The sequence below is a fragment of the Runella limosa DSM 17973 genome (assembly GCF_000482465.1).
Lineage (GTDB): Bacteria > Bacteroidota > Bacteroidia > Cytophagales > Spirosomataceae > Runella > Runella limosa.
Window position 1 is genome coordinate 596,759 of sequence record NZ_KI519420.1, and the last position, 18,649, is coordinate 615,407.

Annotated in this window: 17 protein-coding genes; 10 read left to right on the forward strand and 7 right to left on the reverse strand. The window is 46.0% G+C overall.

The genetic code is table 11. The annotated features are described in order from the left end of the window. The first annotated feature begins 54 nt into the window (after positions 1-54). The 6 genes from K339_RS0112420 to K339_RS0112445 all read left to right on the forward strand — a co-directional run bounded on the left by K339_RS0112420 (position 55) and on the right by K339_RS0112445 (position 5,606). Positions 55-930 (forward strand): class I SAM-dependent methyltransferase, encoded by an 876-nt coding sequence (locus tag K339_RS0112420; protein ID WP_028523864.1) that lies wholly within the window; start codon positions 55-57, stop codon positions 928-930. 184 nt (positions 931-1,114) lie between these two features. Continuing rightward, positions 1,115-2,053: a glycoside hydrolase family protein gene (locus K339_RS0112425; RefSeq protein ID WP_028523865.1), complete on the forward strand. Its 939-nt coding sequence runs from the start codon at positions 1,115-1,117 to the stop codon at positions 2,051-2,053. Positions 2,054-2,162: 109 nt separating this feature from the next. Continuing rightward, positions 2,163-2,999 carry a phytanoyl-CoA dioxygenase family protein gene (locus K339_RS0112430; RefSeq protein WP_028523866.1) on the forward strand — a complete coding sequence of 279 codons (837 nt, stop codon included), beginning with the start codon at positions 2,163-2,165 and terminating at the stop codon, positions 2,997-2,999. Continuing rightward, positions 2,996-3,970: a glycosyltransferase family 2 protein gene (locus tag K339_RS0112435; protein WP_028523867.1), complete on the forward strand. Its 975-nt coding sequence runs from the start codon at positions 2,996-2,998 to the stop codon at positions 3,968-3,970. The genes K339_RS0112430 and K339_RS0112435 overlap by 4 nt, the downstream gene beginning before the upstream one ends. Continuing rightward, positions 3,967-4,782 (forward strand): glycosyltransferase family 2 protein, encoded by an 816-nt coding sequence (locus K339_RS0112440; RefSeq protein ID WP_028523868.1) that lies wholly within the window; start codon positions 3,967-3,969, stop codon positions 4,780-4,782. Before K339_RS0112435 ends, K339_RS0112440 begins: the two co-directional genes overlap by 4 nt. Positions 4,783-4,868: 86 nt before the next feature. Next, positions 4,869-5,606 carry a glycosyltransferase family 2 protein gene (locus K339_RS0112445; protein WP_028523869.1) on the forward strand — a complete coding sequence of 246 codons (738 nt, stop codon included), beginning with the start codon at positions 4,869-4,871 and terminating at the stop codon, positions 5,604-5,606. 179 nt (positions 5,607-5,785) lie between these two features. On the opposite strand, the gene K339_RS33550 is transcribed toward K339_RS0112445, so the two are convergent. Then, positions 5,786-7,588, reverse strand: coding sequence for a hypothetical protein (locus tag K339_RS33550; RefSeq protein WP_051397983.1), 1,803 nt, complete (start codon positions 7,586-7,588; stop codon positions 5,786-5,788). Positions 7,589-7,745: 157 nt separating this feature from the next. Here K339_RS33550 and K339_RS0112455 point away from each other — a divergent pair, with 157 nt between their 5' ends. Both K339_RS0112455 and K339_RS0112460 read left to right on the forward strand, forming a co-directional pair. Beyond that, a complete protein-coding gene (locus tag K339_RS0112455) occupies positions 7,746-8,195 on the forward strand; it encodes a hypothetical protein (RefSeq protein WP_157607573.1) in 450 nt (149 codons plus the stop codon). A gap of 175 nt (positions 8,196-8,370) precedes the next feature. Then, entirely contained in the window at positions 8,371-8,700 is a 330-nt protein-coding gene (locus K339_RS0112460) for a HigA family addiction module antitoxin (protein WP_310586632.1), read from the forward strand. Between the two features lie 183 nt (positions 8,701-8,883). Here K339_RS0112460 and K339_RS0112465 read toward each other — a convergent pair whose 3' ends face one another. The 4 genes from K339_RS0112465 to K339_RS0112480 all read right to left on the reverse strand — a co-directional run bounded on the left by K339_RS0112465 (position 8,884) and on the right by K339_RS0112480 (position 11,809). Beyond that, a complete protein-coding gene (locus tag K339_RS0112465) occupies positions 8,884-10,350 on the reverse strand; it encodes a hypothetical protein (RefSeq protein WP_028523872.1) in 1,467 nt (488 codons plus the stop codon). A gap of 138 nt (positions 10,351-10,488) precedes the next feature. Then, positions 10,489-10,707 carry a hypothetical protein gene (locus K339_RS0112470; protein ID WP_028523873.1) on the reverse strand — a complete coding sequence of 73 codons (219 nt, stop codon included), beginning with the start codon at positions 10,705-10,707 and terminating at the stop codon, positions 10,489-10,491. 50 nt (positions 10,708-10,757) lie between these two features. After that, entirely contained in the window at positions 10,758-11,216 is a 459-nt protein-coding gene (locus K339_RS0112475; RefSeq protein ID WP_157607574.1) for a hypothetical protein, read from the reverse strand. A 29-nt stretch (positions 11,217-11,245) separates the two neighbouring features. Next, entirely contained in the window at positions 11,246-11,809 is a 564-nt protein-coding gene (locus tag K339_RS0112480) for an RNA polymerase sigma factor (protein ID WP_169731851.1), read from the reverse strand. A gap of 122 nt (positions 11,810-11,931) precedes the next feature. On the opposite strand from K339_RS0112480, the gene gatC reads away from it, so the two are divergent. Further along, positions 11,932-12,219, forward strand: a complete 288-nt coding sequence (gene gatC / locus K339_RS0112485; protein ID WP_028523876.1) for an Asp-tRNA(Asn)/Glu-tRNA(Gln) amidotransferase subunit GatC — start codon at positions 11,932-11,934, stop codon at positions 12,217-12,219. Between the two features lie 62 nt (positions 12,220-12,281). On the opposite strand, the gene K339_RS0112490 is transcribed toward gatC, so the two are convergent. Continuing rightward, positions 12,282-14,090: a hypothetical protein gene (locus tag K339_RS0112490; protein WP_028523877.1), complete on the reverse strand. Its 1,809-nt coding sequence runs from the start codon at positions 14,088-14,090 to the stop codon at positions 12,282-12,284. Positions 14,091-14,307: 217 nt separating this feature from the next. Here K339_RS0112490 and K339_RS0112495 point away from each other — a divergent pair, with 217 nt between their 5' ends. Beyond that, the gene (locus K339_RS0112495) at positions 14,308-15,135 is read left to right on the forward strand and encodes a DUF2911 domain-containing protein (RefSeq protein WP_028523878.1); all 828 of its coding nucleotides are present in this window, start codon (positions 14,308-14,310) and stop codon (positions 15,133-15,135) included. A 59-nt stretch (positions 15,136-15,194) separates the two neighbouring features. Here K339_RS0112495 and K339_RS0112500 read toward each other — a convergent pair whose 3' ends face one another. Then, positions 15,195-18,632, reverse strand: coding sequence for a DUF1080 domain-containing protein (locus tag K339_RS0112500; protein WP_028523879.1), 3,438 nt, complete (start codon positions 18,630-18,632; stop codon positions 15,195-15,197). Positions 18,633-18,649 lie beyond the last annotated feature (17 nt).

Below are 18,649 nucleotides of genomic sequence, written 5' to 3' on the forward strand. Positions count from 1 at the left end.
TAAAAGTTGCGTTAATTTTGACCCTCTTGATGATTAGCTTAGAATCCTAATAAAATGACACATACTCAATTCCTTGCTTCATTGGTTTGCCCTAAAACGGGACAGCCGCTACAAGTTGCCGAAGATGGCCAATCGCTTATTGCTCCCGATGGCACAGTTTATCCTGTGTTGGATTCAAACATCATCGACATGGTGCATCCGCGTGAGTTGTTTGAAGACGATGCCCGCGAGCAGCACCTCTACGACCAAGCGTATCAACGCTACGACCGCGGTGTTTCGTGGATGTTTGAAACATTGAACCACTCCGACGAAGTGGCAACTCGCCAATTTATGATTGGATTGATGAACTTGCAACCTGGCCAAACTGTGCTTGAAGTAGGAGCAGGAACGGGCAAAGATTCGGCCTTGATTATTGAGCAAATTAGCCCAGGTGGGACGGCGGTATTGTCGGATCTTTCGCCCAATATGTTGCGTCTAGCAACGCAAAAATTGAAAGCGGAGGAAGTAAATGTGCATTTCTTTTTGGGAAATGGCTCGTACTTGCCTTTTGCGGACGGGACATTTGATTCTGTATTTCACTTTGGAGGAATTAATACGTTTTCGGAGCGTAAAAAAGCATTTGCGGAACTTACGCGCGTGGTAAAAGTAGGTGGAAAAGTCGTGATTGGTGACGAAAGTATGGCGCCGTGGCTTCGCAATGAGCCTACGTACCAAACGCTTTGGAAAGCAAATCCGTTGTTCCGTGCCGAGGTGCCGATTGCTGACCTGCCCGCCAACGTTGAAAACTTCAAGTTGCACTATATTTTCGGCAATTGCTTTTACGTAATGGAATACACCGTAGCAGCAAAAGCCCCAGAAATTGACATTGATTTGCCAATTCCTGGCAAAGATTTTGTGGATAACTGGCGTTTGAGAGCAGAAAAAGCCTAGTAGTATGCGTCTGACTATCGTCTGACGCAAAATCTAGTGTAACGAACAAAGGGGCTACTTTAATCGTGCTAAGGGTTGCTCACAACCCGAATTTAGCAGGTTGTGAGCAACCTGCTACACTAACAGTATCAAAATACAAAGCAGAAAACGGGTAAAACCTGTCAACAGTAAACTGCAAACTGAAATGGCTTGGCAAAAAAAAGGAGTTATTTATAAACCAGATGGGTCATTGGCGCACAGTCGTTCGCACGCACAAGTGCCGTATGCGTACAAGCACCCTGACTTTCTACGCATTTATTTTTCGTCGCGGGACGATAAAGGACAGTCGCGTCCTACGTTTATCGACGTGGACTACGACGACCCTAAAAAGATTTTATACATCCACGACAAGCCCGTATTGGAGCTTGGCGGCCCAGGCGAATACGATGAAACAGGTGCCATGCCAGCGTGGTTTGTCGATATGCCCAATGGCGATATTTGGTTGTACTACACGGGCTGGAACCGTACGCACAACTCATACCGTCTTTCGATGGGACTTTCGGTAAGTCAAGACGGAGGGCTGACTTTTAATAAGATGTTTACGGGGCCCATCATGGATCGTAGCATTCAAAATCCCATTTGGGCGGCGCAGCCTTCGGTGATGCGCGAAGAAGATGGAACTTGGCGAATGTGGTACATTTCGGGCCATAAATGTGAGTATATTCACGGCTACCCTGAGCCTTACTATCGTTGTCAGTCGGCTACTTCTACCGATGGCATTCACTGGAGTATCAGTGACGTACCAACGCTTGATTTTGATGATTTCTTGCACGCGGTTGGTCGTCCAAGTGTATTTAAGGAAGACGGTATTTACAAAATGTACTATTCATTCCGCCACACGCGCGACTACCGTACCGACCGCAACCAAAGTTACCGCCTCGGCTATGCCGAATCGGTGGATGGAGAACATTGGGAGCGAAAAGACCATTTGGTAGGGATTCATAAATCAGAGACGCCAGGAGACTTTGACTACAACATGATTGACTACGCTTATTGCTACGAACACAAGGGTAAAAAATACTTATTGTACAATGGCAACGGTTTTGGAGCGGCTGGTTTTGGCTATGCCGTTTGGGAAGACTAAAAGTTGGAAGGTTTGTTGTAACTTTACTTTGGATTTTTGACCAAGGTCATTCTTTCAAAAGGCCGTGATTCGTAACATTGGGGGTTGTTAAACCAAACAAATCAGTACCATGTCAACATTAGCAGAGCAATTTCGTCAAGATGGGTTTTTACTCATTCGTAACTTCTTAGATAAAAGCGTGGTGGAAAACATCTACCGCGAAGCGCGTGAAATATTTGCCGTTCAGATAAAGCACGTTACAGGCCGTACGGTTGATATCGACGACCGCGACGCCTTCGAAAATGCCATGTTTGAGTTTTTTCAAAAAGACTTTACTGCGTTTCGAAACACAGGTGTCACGGTGCAACACAGCTTGTCGCTTCACCAGTTTGCCGTGAGTGAGAAAATTGTCAATCTTTTGAAAGAAGTAGGTATTGAGCAACCCGTTATTGGGGCGCGCCCTGCGATGCAGTTCAACAGCCGTTTTCTGTCAAAAGATGGTAGTAAACACTGGAAACTCGATGCCCACCAAGACTGGCGTACGGGCCAAGGCTCGCTCGATAGCACGGTGATTTGGTTTCCGATGGTGGATGCAGGGGCCGACTTGGGTGCGTTGCAAGTGATTCCGCGTAGCCATACGTGGGGTTTGCTGGAGTCGAGTACTTCGGGCTATCAAGGAGGAATTACGGCCCAACTGAACGACGAAGATTTTGTCCAAACCGAATTCCAAGTAGGAGATTTGTTGATTTTTTCAGCCTTTTTGGTACACCAATCGGGCAATAATATTACCAATAACATTCGTTGGTCGGTACAGCTTCGTTATAACAACTTGGCCGAAGCCACTTTTATCGAAAGAGGCTACCCAATGGCTTATATATACAAACCAGAGGCTGAATTGGTGACACCAAATTTTCCAACTGTAGAACAACTTGAAGCTGTTTTTGCTTCACCAACACCTGCCGTATGATTAAAGTAAGCGTCACGATTCTTACGTACAACCAGAAAGAATTTATTGGCAAAGCCATTGAAAGTGCGTTGTCTCAGAAAACAAATTTCGATGTTGAAATATTGGTAGGAGACGATTGCTCGACGGACGGTGCGCAAGAAACTATTTTAGCTTACCAAGAAAAATATCCTGATAAAGTAAAGGCCGTTTTGCATTCCAAAAACTTGGGGCAAAATGGCCTTTTCAATACCATCGAAACCCTCAAACTAGCCAAAGGAACGTACATTGCCCCGATGGACGGGGACGATTATTGGACTGACGACCAAAAACTTCAGCGCCAAGTCGATTTCATGGAGGCGCATCCTGATTTTTCGGCTTGTTTTCATAATGCCCTCATTACCTACGAAGACGGTACGCCCTCGCACGAACTAAATGCGCCCGACCAGAAAGAAGTCATTACGGCGGCCGATTTGGTAGGGGAAGACGAAATTTGGTTCATGGCAACGTCGGCAGTGATGTTTAAAAACGGTATTATGCACTACCCCGACTGGTTTTTGAAATCATCGAGTGGAGATATTCCGCGTTACGTGATTTTGGCCAAACACGGCCCCATTGGGTACGTGCCAGGGGTAATGTCGGTGTATCGAAAAAATAGGGGAGGGGCAAGTTTTAAAGACCACTACCGCGATGCGCGCTTTTTGTATAATCGAATTGCGATGTACGAAGGCATTGATAAAGAATTGGATTATCGCCACCATGATTTGCTAAGACTTAACATCGCGCGTTATTACCGAATGCTTCTGGATGCCAAGCAGTATCAAAAAAGCTATTTCCGCCGCGCAAGGTTAGCCTTGAAATACCTTCAATTGGGACAACCACCCCGCGAAGTTTCCAAAGAAATTATCCGAGATTACGTGCTTCCAAAGTGGATGATGAATGTTTATAGTTTCTTTGCGCTGTTGCCTCACCGTTTGAAAGAATCTTCCCGATGAAAGTTAGCGTTTGTGTTCCCACTTTCAACCACGAAAAATACATTGCACAAATGCTCGAAGGTGCGTTGATGCAACAAACGACCTTTCCGTTCGAGATTGTGGTGGGTGACGATGCTTCCACTGACGCAGCCCCGCGCATCATTCGAGAATATGCCGAGCGGTTTCCTGACAAAATTAGGGCGTATCTGCATCCCGAAAACTTAGGGCCGAAAGAGCCTCGGGAGTTTGGCGGGCGAAACAATGTGCTTTTTTTGCTCAAAGCCTGTCAAGGCGATTACGTGGCGCTTTGCGAAGGCGATGATTATTGGACTGACCCCCTAAAGTTGCAAAAACAGGTCGATTTTATGGAAAATCACCCTGATTTTGCCATTTGCCACCATAATCTGGAGGTGATTTACGAAGATAATTCACCGAGCCACGCCTTCAACGAACCTGACCAAAAGGCAGTTTCTACGGTAAAAGATGTGTTGGAAGACCGTTGGTTCATTGGAACGGCGAGTTTGTTATACCGAAATTTTTTCCGTACCGACGATTTTGCCGAATGGCATCACCGCGCGGCGGCGGGCGATTGGGCGTTGGTGATTCAACTGGCAGCGCGCGGGAAAATTGGGTATTTGCCCGAAACAATGGGAAAATATCGAAAACACCGTGGCGGACTCAGCAATGTTCACGCAACGACCAACCCGTACTTTCTCCAAAACAGACGCCAAATGTTTGCCGATGTAAACGAATGGCTTGATTTTATTTACGACGATACTGTTCAGAAAACCTTGCAGTATTACGACCGTTTACTGGAAAAAATTGGAAATTAGGTCAAAATGACCCAATTTTGCTGTATAATCCTCTAAAGATTAACTATAAACGATCTCCCCCATTGGGGGTGGGGGGCTAACATTCAATGAAATTAAGCGTTGTCATACCCGCCTATAACGAACAAGATTCTTTGCCACAAACATTAGGCACGTTATACCAAACGTTGTCGAAGTACGACATCCCGCACGAGATTTGGGTGACCAACGACAACTCAAAAGATAAAACTTTACAGGTTTTACAAGAGCTGTCAAAAGAAATTCCGACCTTAGTTTATGAAACCAACCCAGGGCCAAATGGTTTTGGGTACGCCGTTCGCTATGGTCTTGAGCGTTTTTCGGGCGACTGCGTGGCGGTTTTTATGGCCGATTTATCGGACGATCCAGAAGATTTGGTGAAGTTTTACAAAAAAATGGTCGAAGGAAACTACGACGCTGTGTTTGGATCGCGTTGGGGCAAAGGTGGGAACGTCTTTGATTATCCGACGATAAAAAAAGTAATCAACCGTTTGGCCAATTTTATCATTCGGATGGTGATGGGCATTAAATACAACGATACCACCAATGCCTTCAAACTCTACAAACGCGAAACCATGGAAGGGCTTAAGCCTTTTCTTTCTCCTCACTTCAACTTAACAGTAGAATTGCCGCTCAAAGCAATTGTGCGAGGATATAGCTACGCCGTTGTTCCAAACAGCTGGACGAATCGTAAGTACGGCGAATCGAAACTCAAGATTAAAGAAATGGGAAGCCGTTATTTCTTTATTTTGATGTACTGCTTTATCGAAAAAACGTTCTCTCGCGGCGATTACCGCAAGAAAAATTAACGTGCATCTGGTTGCTCACAACCAGATGCACGTTAATGTCGAGTGCAGAATGTCGAATGGGGCTGTGGGGCGGGTTGCTTACAATCCGATTGCCAGAGCAACTAGTAGGCTTCTCTTCTCTCACGAACGTCTGGTTGTGAGCAACCAGAAGCACATCCACAACCAGACGCCCAGACTACTTAATTTGTATCGACAGTCACGGTGGCAGAAGGGCCGTTAATTACGCCTGTTCCGCAGGTGTTGTTGAGCGATACTACTTTATATTCAGTGGTAGCGCGAGGGTTGACCGTAATTTGGTAGGGATTGATGAATGTGCCGTTTACTGTAGTTCCATCAGACAATACAAACGACCAAGGCGGCAAACCGTTTTTGAACGCTACTCGAATCCGAGCCGCTCCCCCAGGACGAATCACTCCTCCGCCCGTAACAATCGCTGAAGCCGCGTTTTGCATCATTACGTTGATATTGGTAGGAACCCCCTCGGTAAATGGAAACGTACCAATGACGCGTAATTGATGTGTAGTCAAGGTATCTTTGAGAAACGGCGGCGAAATTTTGGCGCGAAGTGCACTTAATCCTCCAACCGTAGGAAGATTTACCCATTTACCGCTCGTATCGGCAATTTGTACAATGAATTTATTGGCATTTTCAAAGCGGCCTGTCGTCGTGAAAGGCACGGTGATTTCGGTACCCGAACAAATGATTTTATCCGAAAGGTTACCTGTGGTGATGGTTGCAGGCGGAATTTTTACCTTCACCACGGCCGTTCCCGAAAACGTTCCTACTCCGCAGTAGCCTCCCGCCGACGTAATTTTATAATTCGTTGGGTCGTTAGGACTTACCTTTAACGTGTAAGGCGTCACCCGAATGTCGTTTTGGTACGTACCGTCTGATAGCAAGACAAACCAAGGGCCACCACCCCCAAAATTCACGGTAAGGTTGGTAGAGCCACCTTCGGGGATTTCGAGCGAGTCGCGGCGAAGGGTGGCTGTGGCTGGAGCCGAAACGTTGACATCGACGGTATCACTGGAAATCGTTGGAAAAGTAGAAACCACCCGAAGTTTATAATTGCCTGGCTTCAACGAAAAAGGCGTTTTGGCCATGATGGGGCTTTCGGTGGCGAGTTCTGAAATGTTGGTAAAATTTTGTCCTGTGGTATCGCTAAGTTGGACGACGAAGCCGTTGCCAATGTTGTATTTTCCCGTCGCGTTAAAATTGATTTGAAAGGGCGTTCCTGTACAAATACGAAATCCTGCTTTGGGTACGGCTTTGAGGGCAATAACGGGTAACGTGTCTTGGCTTACTTGTACCACCAACTCGCCCGAAGAAGTACCGCTTCCGCAAGCATTGAGGATGGACGTAACTTTGTACGAAGTGGTTTCTTTGGGGCTTACTTGGGTCACGTAGGGGTTGACCAAAGTATTGGTGACAACAGTGCCGTCCGAAACGGTAAACGACCAAGGAGCGGCTCCCGTGAGCGACACCCGATAGGTAGCCGCTTGGCCTGGGCCAATTTTAGCGATGCTGCCACCGTCGTTGGTTTCTATTTTAGCTTGGGGCAACGGCAGAACCATCATCCTAGTAGGCGCACTCACTACTTGTGGGTGAGTAGAAATGACGCGGACAGCTATTAATCCCGAACGGTTTTGGGGAAGTACAATACGGGCGGGGCCGTGCCTGAGCGAATCAGAAAGGGTGATAAAACGTCCCGATACGTCCGAAATTTGAACCAAAAAGCGGTTTTTTTCTTCAAACTTGCCATCAAAATCGAACGGAACAAAAATGGTGCTACCAGGGCATACCGAAACGTGCGATAAGTCGTAAATACGGACGGCGGCGGTGATAACTACAGCGGCGGTGTCGGCGCGGTAGGTAGTGTCTCGTTGAAGACCAGTTGAGTTGGGCGTCGTTTGCTGTGCGTACGAACACAATCCTATTCCTGTGCAAATGACTAGAAGACAACTAACAATGATTTTGTACATAGTGAACAATTTATGCACAAAATTAGGTGTTAAGGCGTTCTTTATGCTAAAAAATAAAAAAAAGATTGGCTTGAGATAGAAAACTATCTTGTTGGGACTTTACAAACAAGAGTGGTTGTGTCTTACGTGAGGATCCTAGTAAATGTAAAAATAAACCATGAAACTTTCTTTAAACTTAAACGCAGCTTCTTACCAACTAATGTTGCAAGATGTAACATTAGATATTTCTGATGATGAAATTGGAGCAAATTGGTGGACAGAAGAAGACCAAGAACGGATGCTATCTGTTAAGTTTGATGAACGATTAGTTGTTATTGGAACTTTTAGAGATGCGGTAGTACCTGTTTATGTTGAGGTTTTTGGTTATGAGCCTGTAATTGATTCGGATACTTGGGATCAAATTTCGGAATGCTCTCTTGCAACCCATACAGGAACGATATTTATAATGGGGAATTTTGATTATTTACCAGAACGAGAAAAATACTTTTTAGGTTTTAATTTAGTAGGGGTTAGAGTTTATTATGGTGGAGCAAGTACCATTGATGAAATGGAAATAAGTGGACAAGATTATTACATGATTCATTTGTGGCCTATAGAAAAAAAATAGATTTAAGAACCATCAAACAAAGGCCAATACATGATTTGTAATAGTAGCTACTTAACCTGAGGGTTCCTCATTAACTCATAACCTTATGCTTTTGTAATAATTTTACATATTTGCATAATAACTGGAAAGCACTTTAGCCTAATTGTCACTAAAAGAGAATATTATGAGTAAAATGATGAGACCACCGCACCCAGGTTCAATGATACGTGACATAATTGAAGGTATCAAAGAGGAAACAGGGCAAGATCTAACCATTCGTCAAGTGGCGGAAGGGCTAGGTGTTACGCCTAAAACACTTTCAGGTATTTTGAACGAACACCAAGGTATTAGCTCAGAAATGGCTATTCGTCTTTCAGAAGCCTTCGGTGATAAACCTGATTTTTGGTTGAAGTTACAACGTGACTATGAACTCTGGCACGCAGAGCAAAGAGTAAACCGCTCGGTTATTAAACATTTTTGGCCTTTATCAAAGTCAAATACTCAAATGGGTTTACAAACAGCGTAGTCAAAGCAATCTATTAAAAGTAGAATGCCAATGTATTGTTTATTATGGAAGCCGAAAAAAATCGGAAATGACACACCCATCAAATGATTTTTGAGCGCGTTATTGAGATAAGACGTCCCTCCTTATTTCTCGTCTAGGGAGCTAAGAGAGGATAGTAAATATATTAACGCTTATGCTCCTCTCCTACAAATTCCCTACTGCTTGGTGAATGTGCGCGGCCATTTTGGGCTCATACACTACGCACGGAAACCCAAACAGGCACTTATTTTTAATCATGTCAGCTACTTCGGTTGGTACGCTTTCTTCCCAGCCAGGCTCGCCTCGCTTGATGAGTTCGAGAACGCGGTCGGTCGAAATTCGTAGGTTTTCTTCGTTATAGTCGCGGATGTCCTCAATTTTATCGTTGCATACCAAATAGTGGAAAAGCGGCTGCAAATTAGTGGACAACTCGAAGTTTTGGCAGGTGTACAGTTTTCCGTTTTTAAACGTAGGATAAACAAACAGCTTCACATTGCGGCTAAACAAGGTCGAAAACGACTCCAAAATGCCACCTGGGAGATTTTGGTAATAACTTTCTTCAAAAATGTACTCCAAGTTAGGAACTCCTAAAACCAAGCCAATTTTGAGGCGGGTGGTTTTGGCCAAAAACGCCACCAAACGGTGGTACTCGTGGTAATTGGAAATCATTACCGTTTGACCAATCGAACTCAGCACGTCCACGCGGTCGAGGAAATCCTTCTCGTTGATGTCCTTTTCGAGGCCACGGAGGTTTTGGAGCGTAAGCTCGGCTACCATCATCACTTTTTTCTCATCCACGTCGGGTTCGGCCTTAAACTGCTTGAGGCCATTGCGAAGCATGTCGATGTGGACGTTGGTGATGGGACGAAGCCGCCCGCGCAACAACAAAATGTGTTTTTTGTAGAGGGCTTCCGACGGCTGTAATACCTGCCCGTCGGGGCCAAACATGGCTACTTCGGTAAAGCCGTGTTTGACCAAATATAAACTCAACAGTCGGTTATCAACATGGCTAAAATCAGGGCCTTGAATCCGAATCATGTCGATGTGGACACGGTCGGGACCGAGGTCGTCCATCAACGACATCAACAACGTTTCGGGCGATTTGTAATAATTAAAACAAGCATAAATCAAGTTGACCCCAATCACTCCCAAGGCTTGTTGCTGCAAAATACTGTCGTTGTCGAGCATTTTGATGTGAATCACCACGTCGTTGTACGGAGCACGGGGCGTGAGTTGAAAACGCAGTCCGAGCCAGCCGTGGCCTTCGTTGCTTTTTTGGTAATTGAGGGCAACGACGGTATTGGCAAACGCAAAAAACAAACTATCGGCACCGCGTTTTTCGGCCAGACGTTGTTCGACGAGGTCATACTCGTGCTGAATCATTTTCATCAAGCGTGATTCCACCACGTAGCGACCGCTGGGTTCGGGACCGTAAATTTCGTCGCTAAACTTCATATCGTAGGCCGACATAGTTTTGGCGATGGTTCCTGAAGCGCCTCCTGCCTTGAAAAAATGAGCGGCAGTGTCTTGACCCGCCCCGATTTCGGCAAAAGAGCCATAAATGCGGCGGTCTAAGTTGATGCGAAGGGCTTTTTGTTTGGTGCCGATGTGTTTATCGTACTTGATGCTCATGGGAAAGACGTTTGTTGGTGCCCAGTTTTGTAATCTTTTCAAGGTTTTTTAAGACAATATCTTGAAAAGAAAAGCGAATACTTGGCCTTGACAAAAATACAATAAACTCCCATATCAGCACGCTTGCTTGTGGACAAACTACTCTTTTTCTGACATAAAATATGCTACGATGGTATAGGCGACGCCTACTAAAATCACCCTGAAAAACCAGTTTATGATTGTCTCCATGGTCGAATGTGAATGTTCATTGACCTCAATCAACGCGTGGACAGCGTACATGGCTACAAGGATAAACAATGCCCAACCAACGGGGGAGGTGGGCTTAAAAAAAATACCTTTTCGAACAAACCAGTGCATAAAAGTGGCGATTGTATAGTATATGGATGAAAAAAATGAGCCTGAAAAAATCAATGGAAATGCTGGAGAAGCGCGTGGAATCCGATAAAGAGGGCAGCGCCAAATCCCACAAAAATCAAGAATAGATTCCAGAAACGTACTTTGAGTGTGATGATAAGCTCACGGCGTTCGGCATCGTAAAGCACGTTGAGGAGCGAGAGCAGGTTCATCCCCGCTGCTACCATCGGAAAAAGTACAAAGACTAAAGGCGAAAACCAGCCGCCATGCGATCGGTCAAAGGCTTCGAGGGTGTTGAATAGCATGTCCAGCACGCGAATGCTGCCGCCCGAGACGAGTTGCATGACAACGCAGGCCAGCAATAAACATGGAAGTGCCACCAGCCACCAGCCCATGGCCGCCGATTTGCGGGTGTTGAGGATGGGCAATTTTAAATACGCTTGATGTTCGGTCATCACCTGAGGTTTTTTTAAGTTTTGTAATTTTTTTTCGAATTCGTCCATTGGTTCCATGGCCAACTTGAGTTAAAGTGGTTGGGTAATTAGCCGCATTTTTGCCGTAAATAGTCGATGCCCCGCGACAACAGCGACTTGATGGTGCCTTCGGGTTTGTCTAAAATAAGACTGATTTCAGCAATGCTTTTTTCTTCAAAATACTTGAGCGCAATCACCTCTTGGTATTTGATGTCGAGGGTTTTGAGGTGACGTTGTACGTCGGCAAATGCTTCATAATCGGCCATTTGCCGCTCGGTTTCGTTCTTTTCGCGTTCAAAAACGGTGAGCAGTTCGCGGTCAGAAAGCATATCGTCCGATAACTGCCCAAACAAATCGGGGCGGTATTTTTGGTTACGAAAAAAAAGCTTGATTTCATTGGTGGCAATTTTGTACAACCAAGCCGAAATGTGGTGTCCTTCAAAACGGTATTTTTTTAGGTTTAAAAACGCCTTCAAAAACGTTTCGGCAGCCACGTCGCGGGCAATGTCATAATCTCCCACCCGACGAAAAGCGTATCCAAAAATTTTGGAATAATACGCATCGTAGAGAAGCCCAAATGCCTGTGCATCGAGGGGTTGGGAGAGGTTTATGTGGTCAGCGACGGTTTTCAAACTCAATAACAATTTGAATCCATAATGCAAGAGAAGAAAAAAGGTTGCAGTTTTCCACCAAAATAATTTTTGATTCCTTCAAATTGTGGATAAAGTGATAATTTTGTGGAAAAATTGAGAGAATGCAAATAGATAAAGATACGCTTCACAAAATTGCGCATTTGGCGCGTTTGGAAGTGAAACCAGAAGAAGAAGCTCCGTTGTTGAAAAGCCTAGAAAGCGTGTTGTCGTGGATGGAGCAGTTGGATGAATTAGATACGACAGATGTAGCACCTCTGACGCATATATCGGCCGAAATCAATGTGATGCGTGAAGATGTGCTTGGAAATCACTTGCCCAGAGAACAAGCGTTGGTCAATGCGCCTTCGCAAGACGGAACGTACTTCCGCGTGCCTAAGGTAATTGAATAAAATACAGACCCTCCCGAAAGTTCAAACCTCCCGAAAGTTCAAAACTTTCGGGAGGTTGGCAATTATACCATTGCTGGCACAGGCAAGACAATTTGCTGCACGGCTTCTTCAAACTGCGCCAACTCCGCCCGCATTTCATTTAAGTAGCTTTCGGCCTCGTTTTTGAGTTGCGGAATCAGTCGCTGATAGTACGAAATCCCCTCCAAAAGATTGGCCTTGAACAACTGTAGCGACCGAAGTTTTTTGGTCGTAAGTTGTTCGGTATTTTTCTTCAAATCTTTCTCAAAATAGTCGATATACATCCGAAGCTCGTTTACAAACAAATTTGAACGCTTCACCGAATTGAGCAGATTGGTGCGTCCGTAAATGTGATCCACCATTTGTTTGAACGAAAATATGCCCGAGAAATACGCCAAGTTAGGGCCAGGGCATACCGAAACTGCCTTTAAGTTGTGGGCGGGAGTCAAGCCGTCTTTCAACAAAGCCGAAGCACCTAGCCCTTCACATAAGCAATCTTTTTCGACCACCGTAGCAAGTTGTGTTTCTAAGTCGGTGGTAGTTAGCCCTTGTTCTTGCAATTGCTTGATTTTTAGGTGCTGATACTGGCGAGATGCGGCACAAATGGGGATGTCGGTAAACTCGGTATTAGATACCAAAAACTTCTTGTAGCAGGGGCTTCCAGGGCGGTTTTTGGCAATGCGTTTTTCAATTTGCTGGTGCGCGGAGCTTTTGCGAAAATTATTAAACGGAATCCCAAGCGGCGAGGCGTGGCTCAAGTAATAATCATCGGGCTTGGCAGTGGCGAGTTGATGAAGCGTTACCTCATCGACGCTGGTTGCTTCGGGAACCAACAAAAATGGACTTCCCCAGCCAGTGGCGTCAGCTTGGTAGTAGTCGAGCAAAAACTGGTTTTCGTTGGCGGTTCCAATTCCTCCTTGTACCGTAATCCGAAGGTGAGGGACGGTCGCAAAGGTGGGGACTCCCTTGGCGGTTAGGGCTTGGTTGCAAAGCGTCCAAAGTTCTTCGGCGAGCGCTTCGCGGTTGTTTTTGAACTCTTCCATGATGGGACCCAACAACAAGCCGTCGGTAGCAAAAGCGTGCCCACCGCAGTTGAGTCCCGATTCAATCCGAAATTCGGAAACCCATAAACCTTTTTTTGCCAATATTTTCCCTTGCGTGAGCGCCGAACGGTAGTCGCTTACTTTTAGGATAATTTTTTTCTTCAACCGACCCGTAGCGTCTGGCAGGAAGTCGGGAAAGGTGTCGATGTAGGCGTACAAGCGTGGGTTATAACCTGCGGAAAATACTACCGAGGATTCTAAGTCGCTGGTAGCAAATCCGCGTAAACTCGACAACGCATCCGAAAACTCCTTAGGAAGCATTTCGCCGTCTTTGGTATAGGTATTACGATCGACTTTGGACATAATATTGACGTCGATAGCTCCCGCTTTTACTTCGCTCCGAAGCTGCTCTTGAAGTTCTATTTTGGCAGGGCCGTCTTCGAGCGTTGTCATTTTTTGATAAATAAGCTTGACGGGCGAGTCGTCAGGAAGGAGTTCAAAGTACTTCACGAGGTCGTTTCCAAGGGAAAAAGGAAGGTTTCGTAACGTTTCGATTTGTTGTTTGACGATACGGTTGACCAAGTTGAGGTACGACGCAATCCGACGCGCGCGGTAATCTTCTTCGTGGGGAGTAATGGGGGCAAAGGAATCATTCACCCACGGACTGTATAATTCTCGGAGGCGTTCCATGAGTTCGTCTTCGATGATTGAAATCACCGACGAAATCCCGTAACGAGCGACTTTAATGGGCGTTTCCATTGTAAACCCCAGCCCCATGACAGGAATATGAAAGGTGTGTTGTTTGGCCATGTGAAAGCAGTTGTTAGTAAAATCAAAACATAGATAGGCAAGCATACCTCTTCAAAAGTCGCGATATTCTGCGGTGGAAAAGATGACGTAGGTCAGGAAAAGTAGGATTAAAAACGTAGGCAGGTGAATTTTTTAGCCTCCGAATGAGTTTGTAGAATAGCTAATAGTCTATCGAATGTATTAGTTTATTTCCCAAAACAAAATCTCAAAAACTAAAATGAAAAAAGTCGCTGTACTTCTTTTGTCCCTCATTTCGCTGGGGTCAATGGCGCAAGGAATCAAGACGCCTGCTCCCAGTCCAACCCAAACCCTCAAGCAAGATTTTGCACTTTCGTCTATCGAAATCAACTACTCACGCCCTGCTGCGAAAGGCCGTAAAGTATTTGGTGACTTAGTGCCTTTCGGAAAAATTTGGAGAACAGGTGCCAATGGCGCTACTAAAATCACGTTTGGTGAAGATGTAAAAGTAGGCGGAATGCCCGTAAAAGCAGGTTCGTACGCTATCTATTCGGTGCCTAATGCCAACGAATGGGAAATCATCATCAACAAAGGCGCAAACAACTCAGGTTTGACAGGTTACAAAACCGAAGATGACGTAGCTCGTTTCAAAGTGAAACCTATGACATTGCCAATGAACATTGAGTCGTTTACAATTATGTTGGGCGACTTAACGGCTTCATCAGCAAGCGTGCAAATTTTGTGGGAAAAAACAGCAGTGGAATTCCCCGTTGTAGCTGACATCGACAGCAAAATCATGGCGCAAATCAACTCGGCCATGACCGTAGATAGCCGTCCATATTTCCAAGCGGCGAGTTATTATTTCGATAACGGAAAAGACAATAGCAAAGCGTTGGAGTGGGCAAACAAAGCGGTAGAAGCGCAGCCTACGGCGTTTTGGGTAATGCACTTGAAAGCTAAAATCCAAGCAAAAGCAGGTGACAAAGCAGGTGCAAAAGCAACAGCCATGAAGTCGATTGAATTGGCCAAAGAAGCTAAAAATGACGATTATGTAGTACTTAATCAAAAATTGATTGCTACACTTTAGTCTTTAAATGAGTTAGTTGGAGATGATTACACCTCCAACTAACTCTCAATATTCTCCTTCTATTTTTTCTTCTGTTTTTTCTTATCAGTCGGAGCAGGTTCTGGGGCGGGTTGTTCAACGGGCGGAACCACCGTCAAATCTTTTACGCGAATGTTGCGAAAACGAACCACATCGCCGTGACCCAAAAAGCCGATGTATCCCGAAGTACGGTTCAACCCTGGGTGGTCGCGGTGGTCGGCAGTTCCATTTTTAGAAGCTTCGGCTAGGTCGCCATCCAAAATGACTGTTCCGTTGAGGGTTACTTTTATTTTTGACCCTTTTACTACTACTTCTTGGTAGTTCCATTGCCCAAGCGGTTTGTGGAATCCTCGTTTGGCAGGAATAATTCCGTAAGCCGAGCCGTGGTATTGGTAAGGCTGTAACGACTTATAAATCTCGGCTTCGTTGTCCAAAATCTGTAATTCGGTTGCGCCTACATAAGCCGCATCACCCTGAAGCGGAGTGCGTATTCCAAGGCCGTTGTTGGCACCAGGTGTTAGTTGGAACTCAAAACGGAACTCAAAATCGCTGTATTCGTCTTTGGTATAAAGATTGCCTTTGCCATCACGATTAGGATAAATCACCATGTCGCCGTTTTCAATGATGTAGTCGGTGGTGTTGCCTTGCCATTCGAACATGTTGGTGCCATCAAACAATACCTTGAAACCGTCTTTTTTCTCTGGTTCACTCAATACAAATGGCTCAGGGCTAGGCAATTCCTTGACATAAATGTCGCGGTAGGCCACCAACGTACCGTGGGCTTGAAGTTCAAGCTGTTCGCTGGCAAAAATGGGAAGTTTTCTGTCCCAATAATTTTCCAAAATCACGTTGTCCACCACCAACTCACCGTTCAAATACACCGTTACGCGGTCACCTTTCATAATAATACGGAAGGTGTTCCAATCGCCAATGGCGTTGTCGGCTACTTTGAGTGGCTTGCTGGGGTTCTTTTGGTTGTTGTACAATCCACCCGAACCAACTTGCGCACCCACCTCTACGCGTGAGGTATCCCAAACCTGCACTTGAGGAGAGCCGCGCAAATAAATACCCGCGTCGCCTTTAGGCTCTATTTTCCAGTCCACAAACATCTCAAAATCGCGGTATTTTTTCACCGTGCAGAGGTTATCGCCGTGGCCTGTGAAAACCAAATCGCCATCTTTGACTACCCAGCCTTTGCGCATGTTCTCGTCGGCTTTGAGTTGCTTGGCGGCGAGTGTATCGGGGTGCATTTTGGCGCGGGCAATTGGGTTGGCGACCAATCCTTTCCAGCCTGTTAGGTCTTTCCCATTAAACAATGAGACAAAGCCATCTCCTGCAGGAAGTTCGGCCAAGTGTTTGCGTACGGCTTCCTTCTGTGCATCGCTAGAGGCAAAGTTGAGGGCTTTGTTAAGGTAAGAACGAACGGTCGTACCGTTGAAGTCTTTGTTGGATAGCGCAGCATTGATGACCACTTGGGCGGCCGTCTGCTGAAGTGAAGCATCGTCTAAGTAAGGCCCTGCCAGCAAGAGCGCATTGAATGTACGGTTGCGTACCAATTCTTTCAACACACTTTCTTTTTGGGCTGATGTTTTGGCAATGGACAAAGCTTCGCGCAGCGAAAGTACCCGCTGGGTAGGGTTTTGTTTCGATGCCGTTACCGCGCGGATAATTCCCGCCACGGCTTGCTCGGTGAAAGAGGGATCGGTCGTGCTTTTCCCAATGTTGTGCAACTCAGGAATGGCACTTACATCCGACCAGTTGGCAAGGGCTGCCAGTGCTGCTTGTTGGGCTGAACTTGAGCCATTGGTAAAAGAAGAACTCACAAATTGCAAGGCTTTACGGGTACCGATGTTGGCCAAAACGCGCAAATATGCGGGCTTTTTCTCCGCATTTACGTTGTTGATTTGCCCCAATAAAAGTTGGGTTTGTTGATTGGCATTTCCTGTACCTTTGAGGGCAGCGGTGATGGCTTCTTGGGTAGCCAATAATTCCGTAGGTGTCGAAACCGAGCCTAAGAGTTCGTACAAGGTTGGTAAATCCTTCGGCATCGAAACGCGCTTGAGGGCAGCAAAGGCAGCATTTTTAACGCTGGGGTCGTTATTTTTTAATTGTCCCAACACTACATCAATTTTTGAATCAGCCGCGCGAGCCGCCAAAAACTCAAGCAAAGCCACTTGGGCATTGGCTGGTTGTGTCGGTAGTGCCGTTGCTACTTGATTGACCACATTGTCTCCTTTGAGCGACAAAAGTGCCGTTTTTACGGCCTTCACTTCGTCATCTGAGCTTTTTTTCAAGACGTCCAATAAGTTCTTCAAGACGCTTTCTTGACCAATCTTTGCGGAAGCGCCAATCGCCGCAATTTTAACTACACTTACTTTGCTAGAAAGTTGCTTGAGGAGCGCATGAAGGGCGGTTTTGGCGTCGGCTTGCCCCAACATCGTAATCACCTCGGCTTGGGCTTCGGGTTTGAAACGTGGCAAAGCGGCTATCCATTGTTGCGTATTGGCGGGAGTAAGGAACTTTTGAGCCAGTTTCAAAGCGGCAATTCGCTCCTCTATGGCAGGACTAGCTACTGCTTTTTGGAGACTTGGGACGCTCAATGCTCCCTGTGCATCGGCCAAAATCTTCAAGGCAGCTGTGCGAGTAGGAGTTTGTTTGTCGGAGGGGGCGTTCTTTAAGAGCGCAGTGGCACTTTTAACGGCCAACGCTTTTTGACCATTTTCAACCAAACGCTCTAAATAGACAAGGTACGACGAAGTAGCGTTCGCAACGTCGTACGAATAATTGGCTTTAGCAGCGGCATTCGATAACGTATATACAGAGGTGTTACCCCCAATTTGGGCCAAAGCGTAAAGTGTTACCTTTTGTAAATTGCCCGTGGCACCCGCAGCGATTCGCTCAATGGCAGGGGCGGCATCGCTAACTTTGGCGTCGCCAAGGGCTTCGATGAGGGAGATTTGTGCCTCACCCGTCGCGGTAGAAAGCGCTTGGTTCAAGGCTTTTGTCGCTTGAGCAGTTCCAATTTTACCAAGGGCTCGAGCAGCAGGGCCACTCAATTGTGCGTCTGCCAAGTAGTTGGCCAACGTACCTACTACCTCGTCTTTACCCACTTGTTGAAGTTGAAAAATCAGAAAGGCTTGGTTGTTTTTATCGCTCACGCGAGGTAGAGCTTCGGCGTAGGCTTCGGCAGCTATTTTCCGCCATTCATCCTTGCCAGCTTGGGTAACGTAATACGTAAAACCACCCACCGCGTATTGTACTTTGGCGTGTTCCGCCTTATCGGGCGATGAGAGTTGCGAAGCCAAAGCCGTGATTCCTGTTTTGCCAAGTGCCGCCATGTCGTCCATGTTTTTTTGCTGCTGTTTGGCGTTTTGGGAGGGAAATTGCCGTAAAAGATTGGTAATTCGGGCATCCACTTGCGCCTTGACGGCGGTGGTACTTAGCCAGAGTCCTAAAAGTAAATGTATGGTATATTTCATAGAAAGTCCTGTTTGGT

Excerpts from the sequence above, each read along its gene's own strand:
- K339_RS0112440 (WP_028523868.1), top strand. The coding sequence starts at position 3,967 with ATGAAAGTTAGCGTTTGTGTTCCCACTTTCAACCACGAAAAATACATT.
- K339_RS33550 (WP_051397983.1), bottom strand. The coding sequence starts at position 7,588 with ATGTACAAAATCATTGTTAGTTGTCTTCTAGTCATTTGCACAGGAATA.
- gatC (WP_028523876.1), top strand. The coding sequence starts at position 11,932 with ATGCAAATAGATAAAGATACGCTTCACAAAATTGCGCATTTGGCGCGT.
- K339_RS0112435 (WP_028523867.1), top strand. The coding sequence starts at position 2,996 with ATGATTAAAGTAAGCGTCACGATTCTTACGTACAACCAGAAAGAATTT.
- K339_RS0112465 (WP_028523872.1), bottom strand. The coding sequence starts at position 10,350 with ATGAGCATCAAGTACGATAAACACATCGGCACCAAACAAAAAGCCCTT.
- K339_RS0112445 (WP_028523869.1), top strand. The coding sequence starts at position 4,869 with ATGAAATTAAGCGTTGTCATACCCGCCTATAACGAACAAGATTCTTTG.
- K339_RS0112420 (WP_028523864.1), top strand. The coding sequence starts at position 55 with ATGACACATACTCAATTCCTTGCTTCATTGGTTTGCCCTAAAACGGGA.
- K339_RS0112460 (WP_310586632.1), top strand. The coding sequence starts at position 8,371 with ATGAGACCACCGCACCCAGGTTCAATGATACGTGACATAATTGAAGGT.
- K339_RS0112425 (WP_028523865.1), top strand. The coding sequence starts at position 1,115 with ATGGCTTGGCAAAAAAAAGGAGTTATTTATAAACCAGATGGGTCATTG.
- K339_RS0112475 (WP_157607574.1), bottom strand. The coding sequence starts at position 11,216 with ATGGAACCAATGGACGAATTCGAAAAAAAATTACAAAACTTAAAAAAA.
- K339_RS0112430 (WP_028523866.1), top strand. The coding sequence starts at position 2,163 with ATGTCAACATTAGCAGAGCAATTTCGTCAAGATGGGTTTTTACTCATT.
- K339_RS0112470 (WP_028523873.1), bottom strand. The coding sequence starts at position 10,707 with ATGCACTGGTTTGTTCGAAAAGGTATTTTTTTTAAGCCCACCTCCCCC.
- K339_RS0112455 (WP_157607573.1), top strand. The coding sequence starts at position 7,746 with ATGAAACTTTCTTTAAACTTAAACGCAGCTTCTTACCAACTAATGTTG.
- K339_RS0112490 (WP_028523877.1), bottom strand. The coding sequence starts at position 14,090 with ATGGCCAAACAACACACCTTTCATATTCCTGTCATGGGGCTGGGGTTT.
- K339_RS0112495 (WP_028523878.1), top strand. The coding sequence starts at position 14,308 with ATGAAAAAAGTCGCTGTACTTCTTTTGTCCCTCATTTCGCTGGGGTCA.
- K339_RS0112500 (WP_028523879.1), bottom strand. The coding sequence starts at position 18,632 with ATGAAATATACCATACATTTACTTTTAGGACTCTGGCTAAGTACCACC.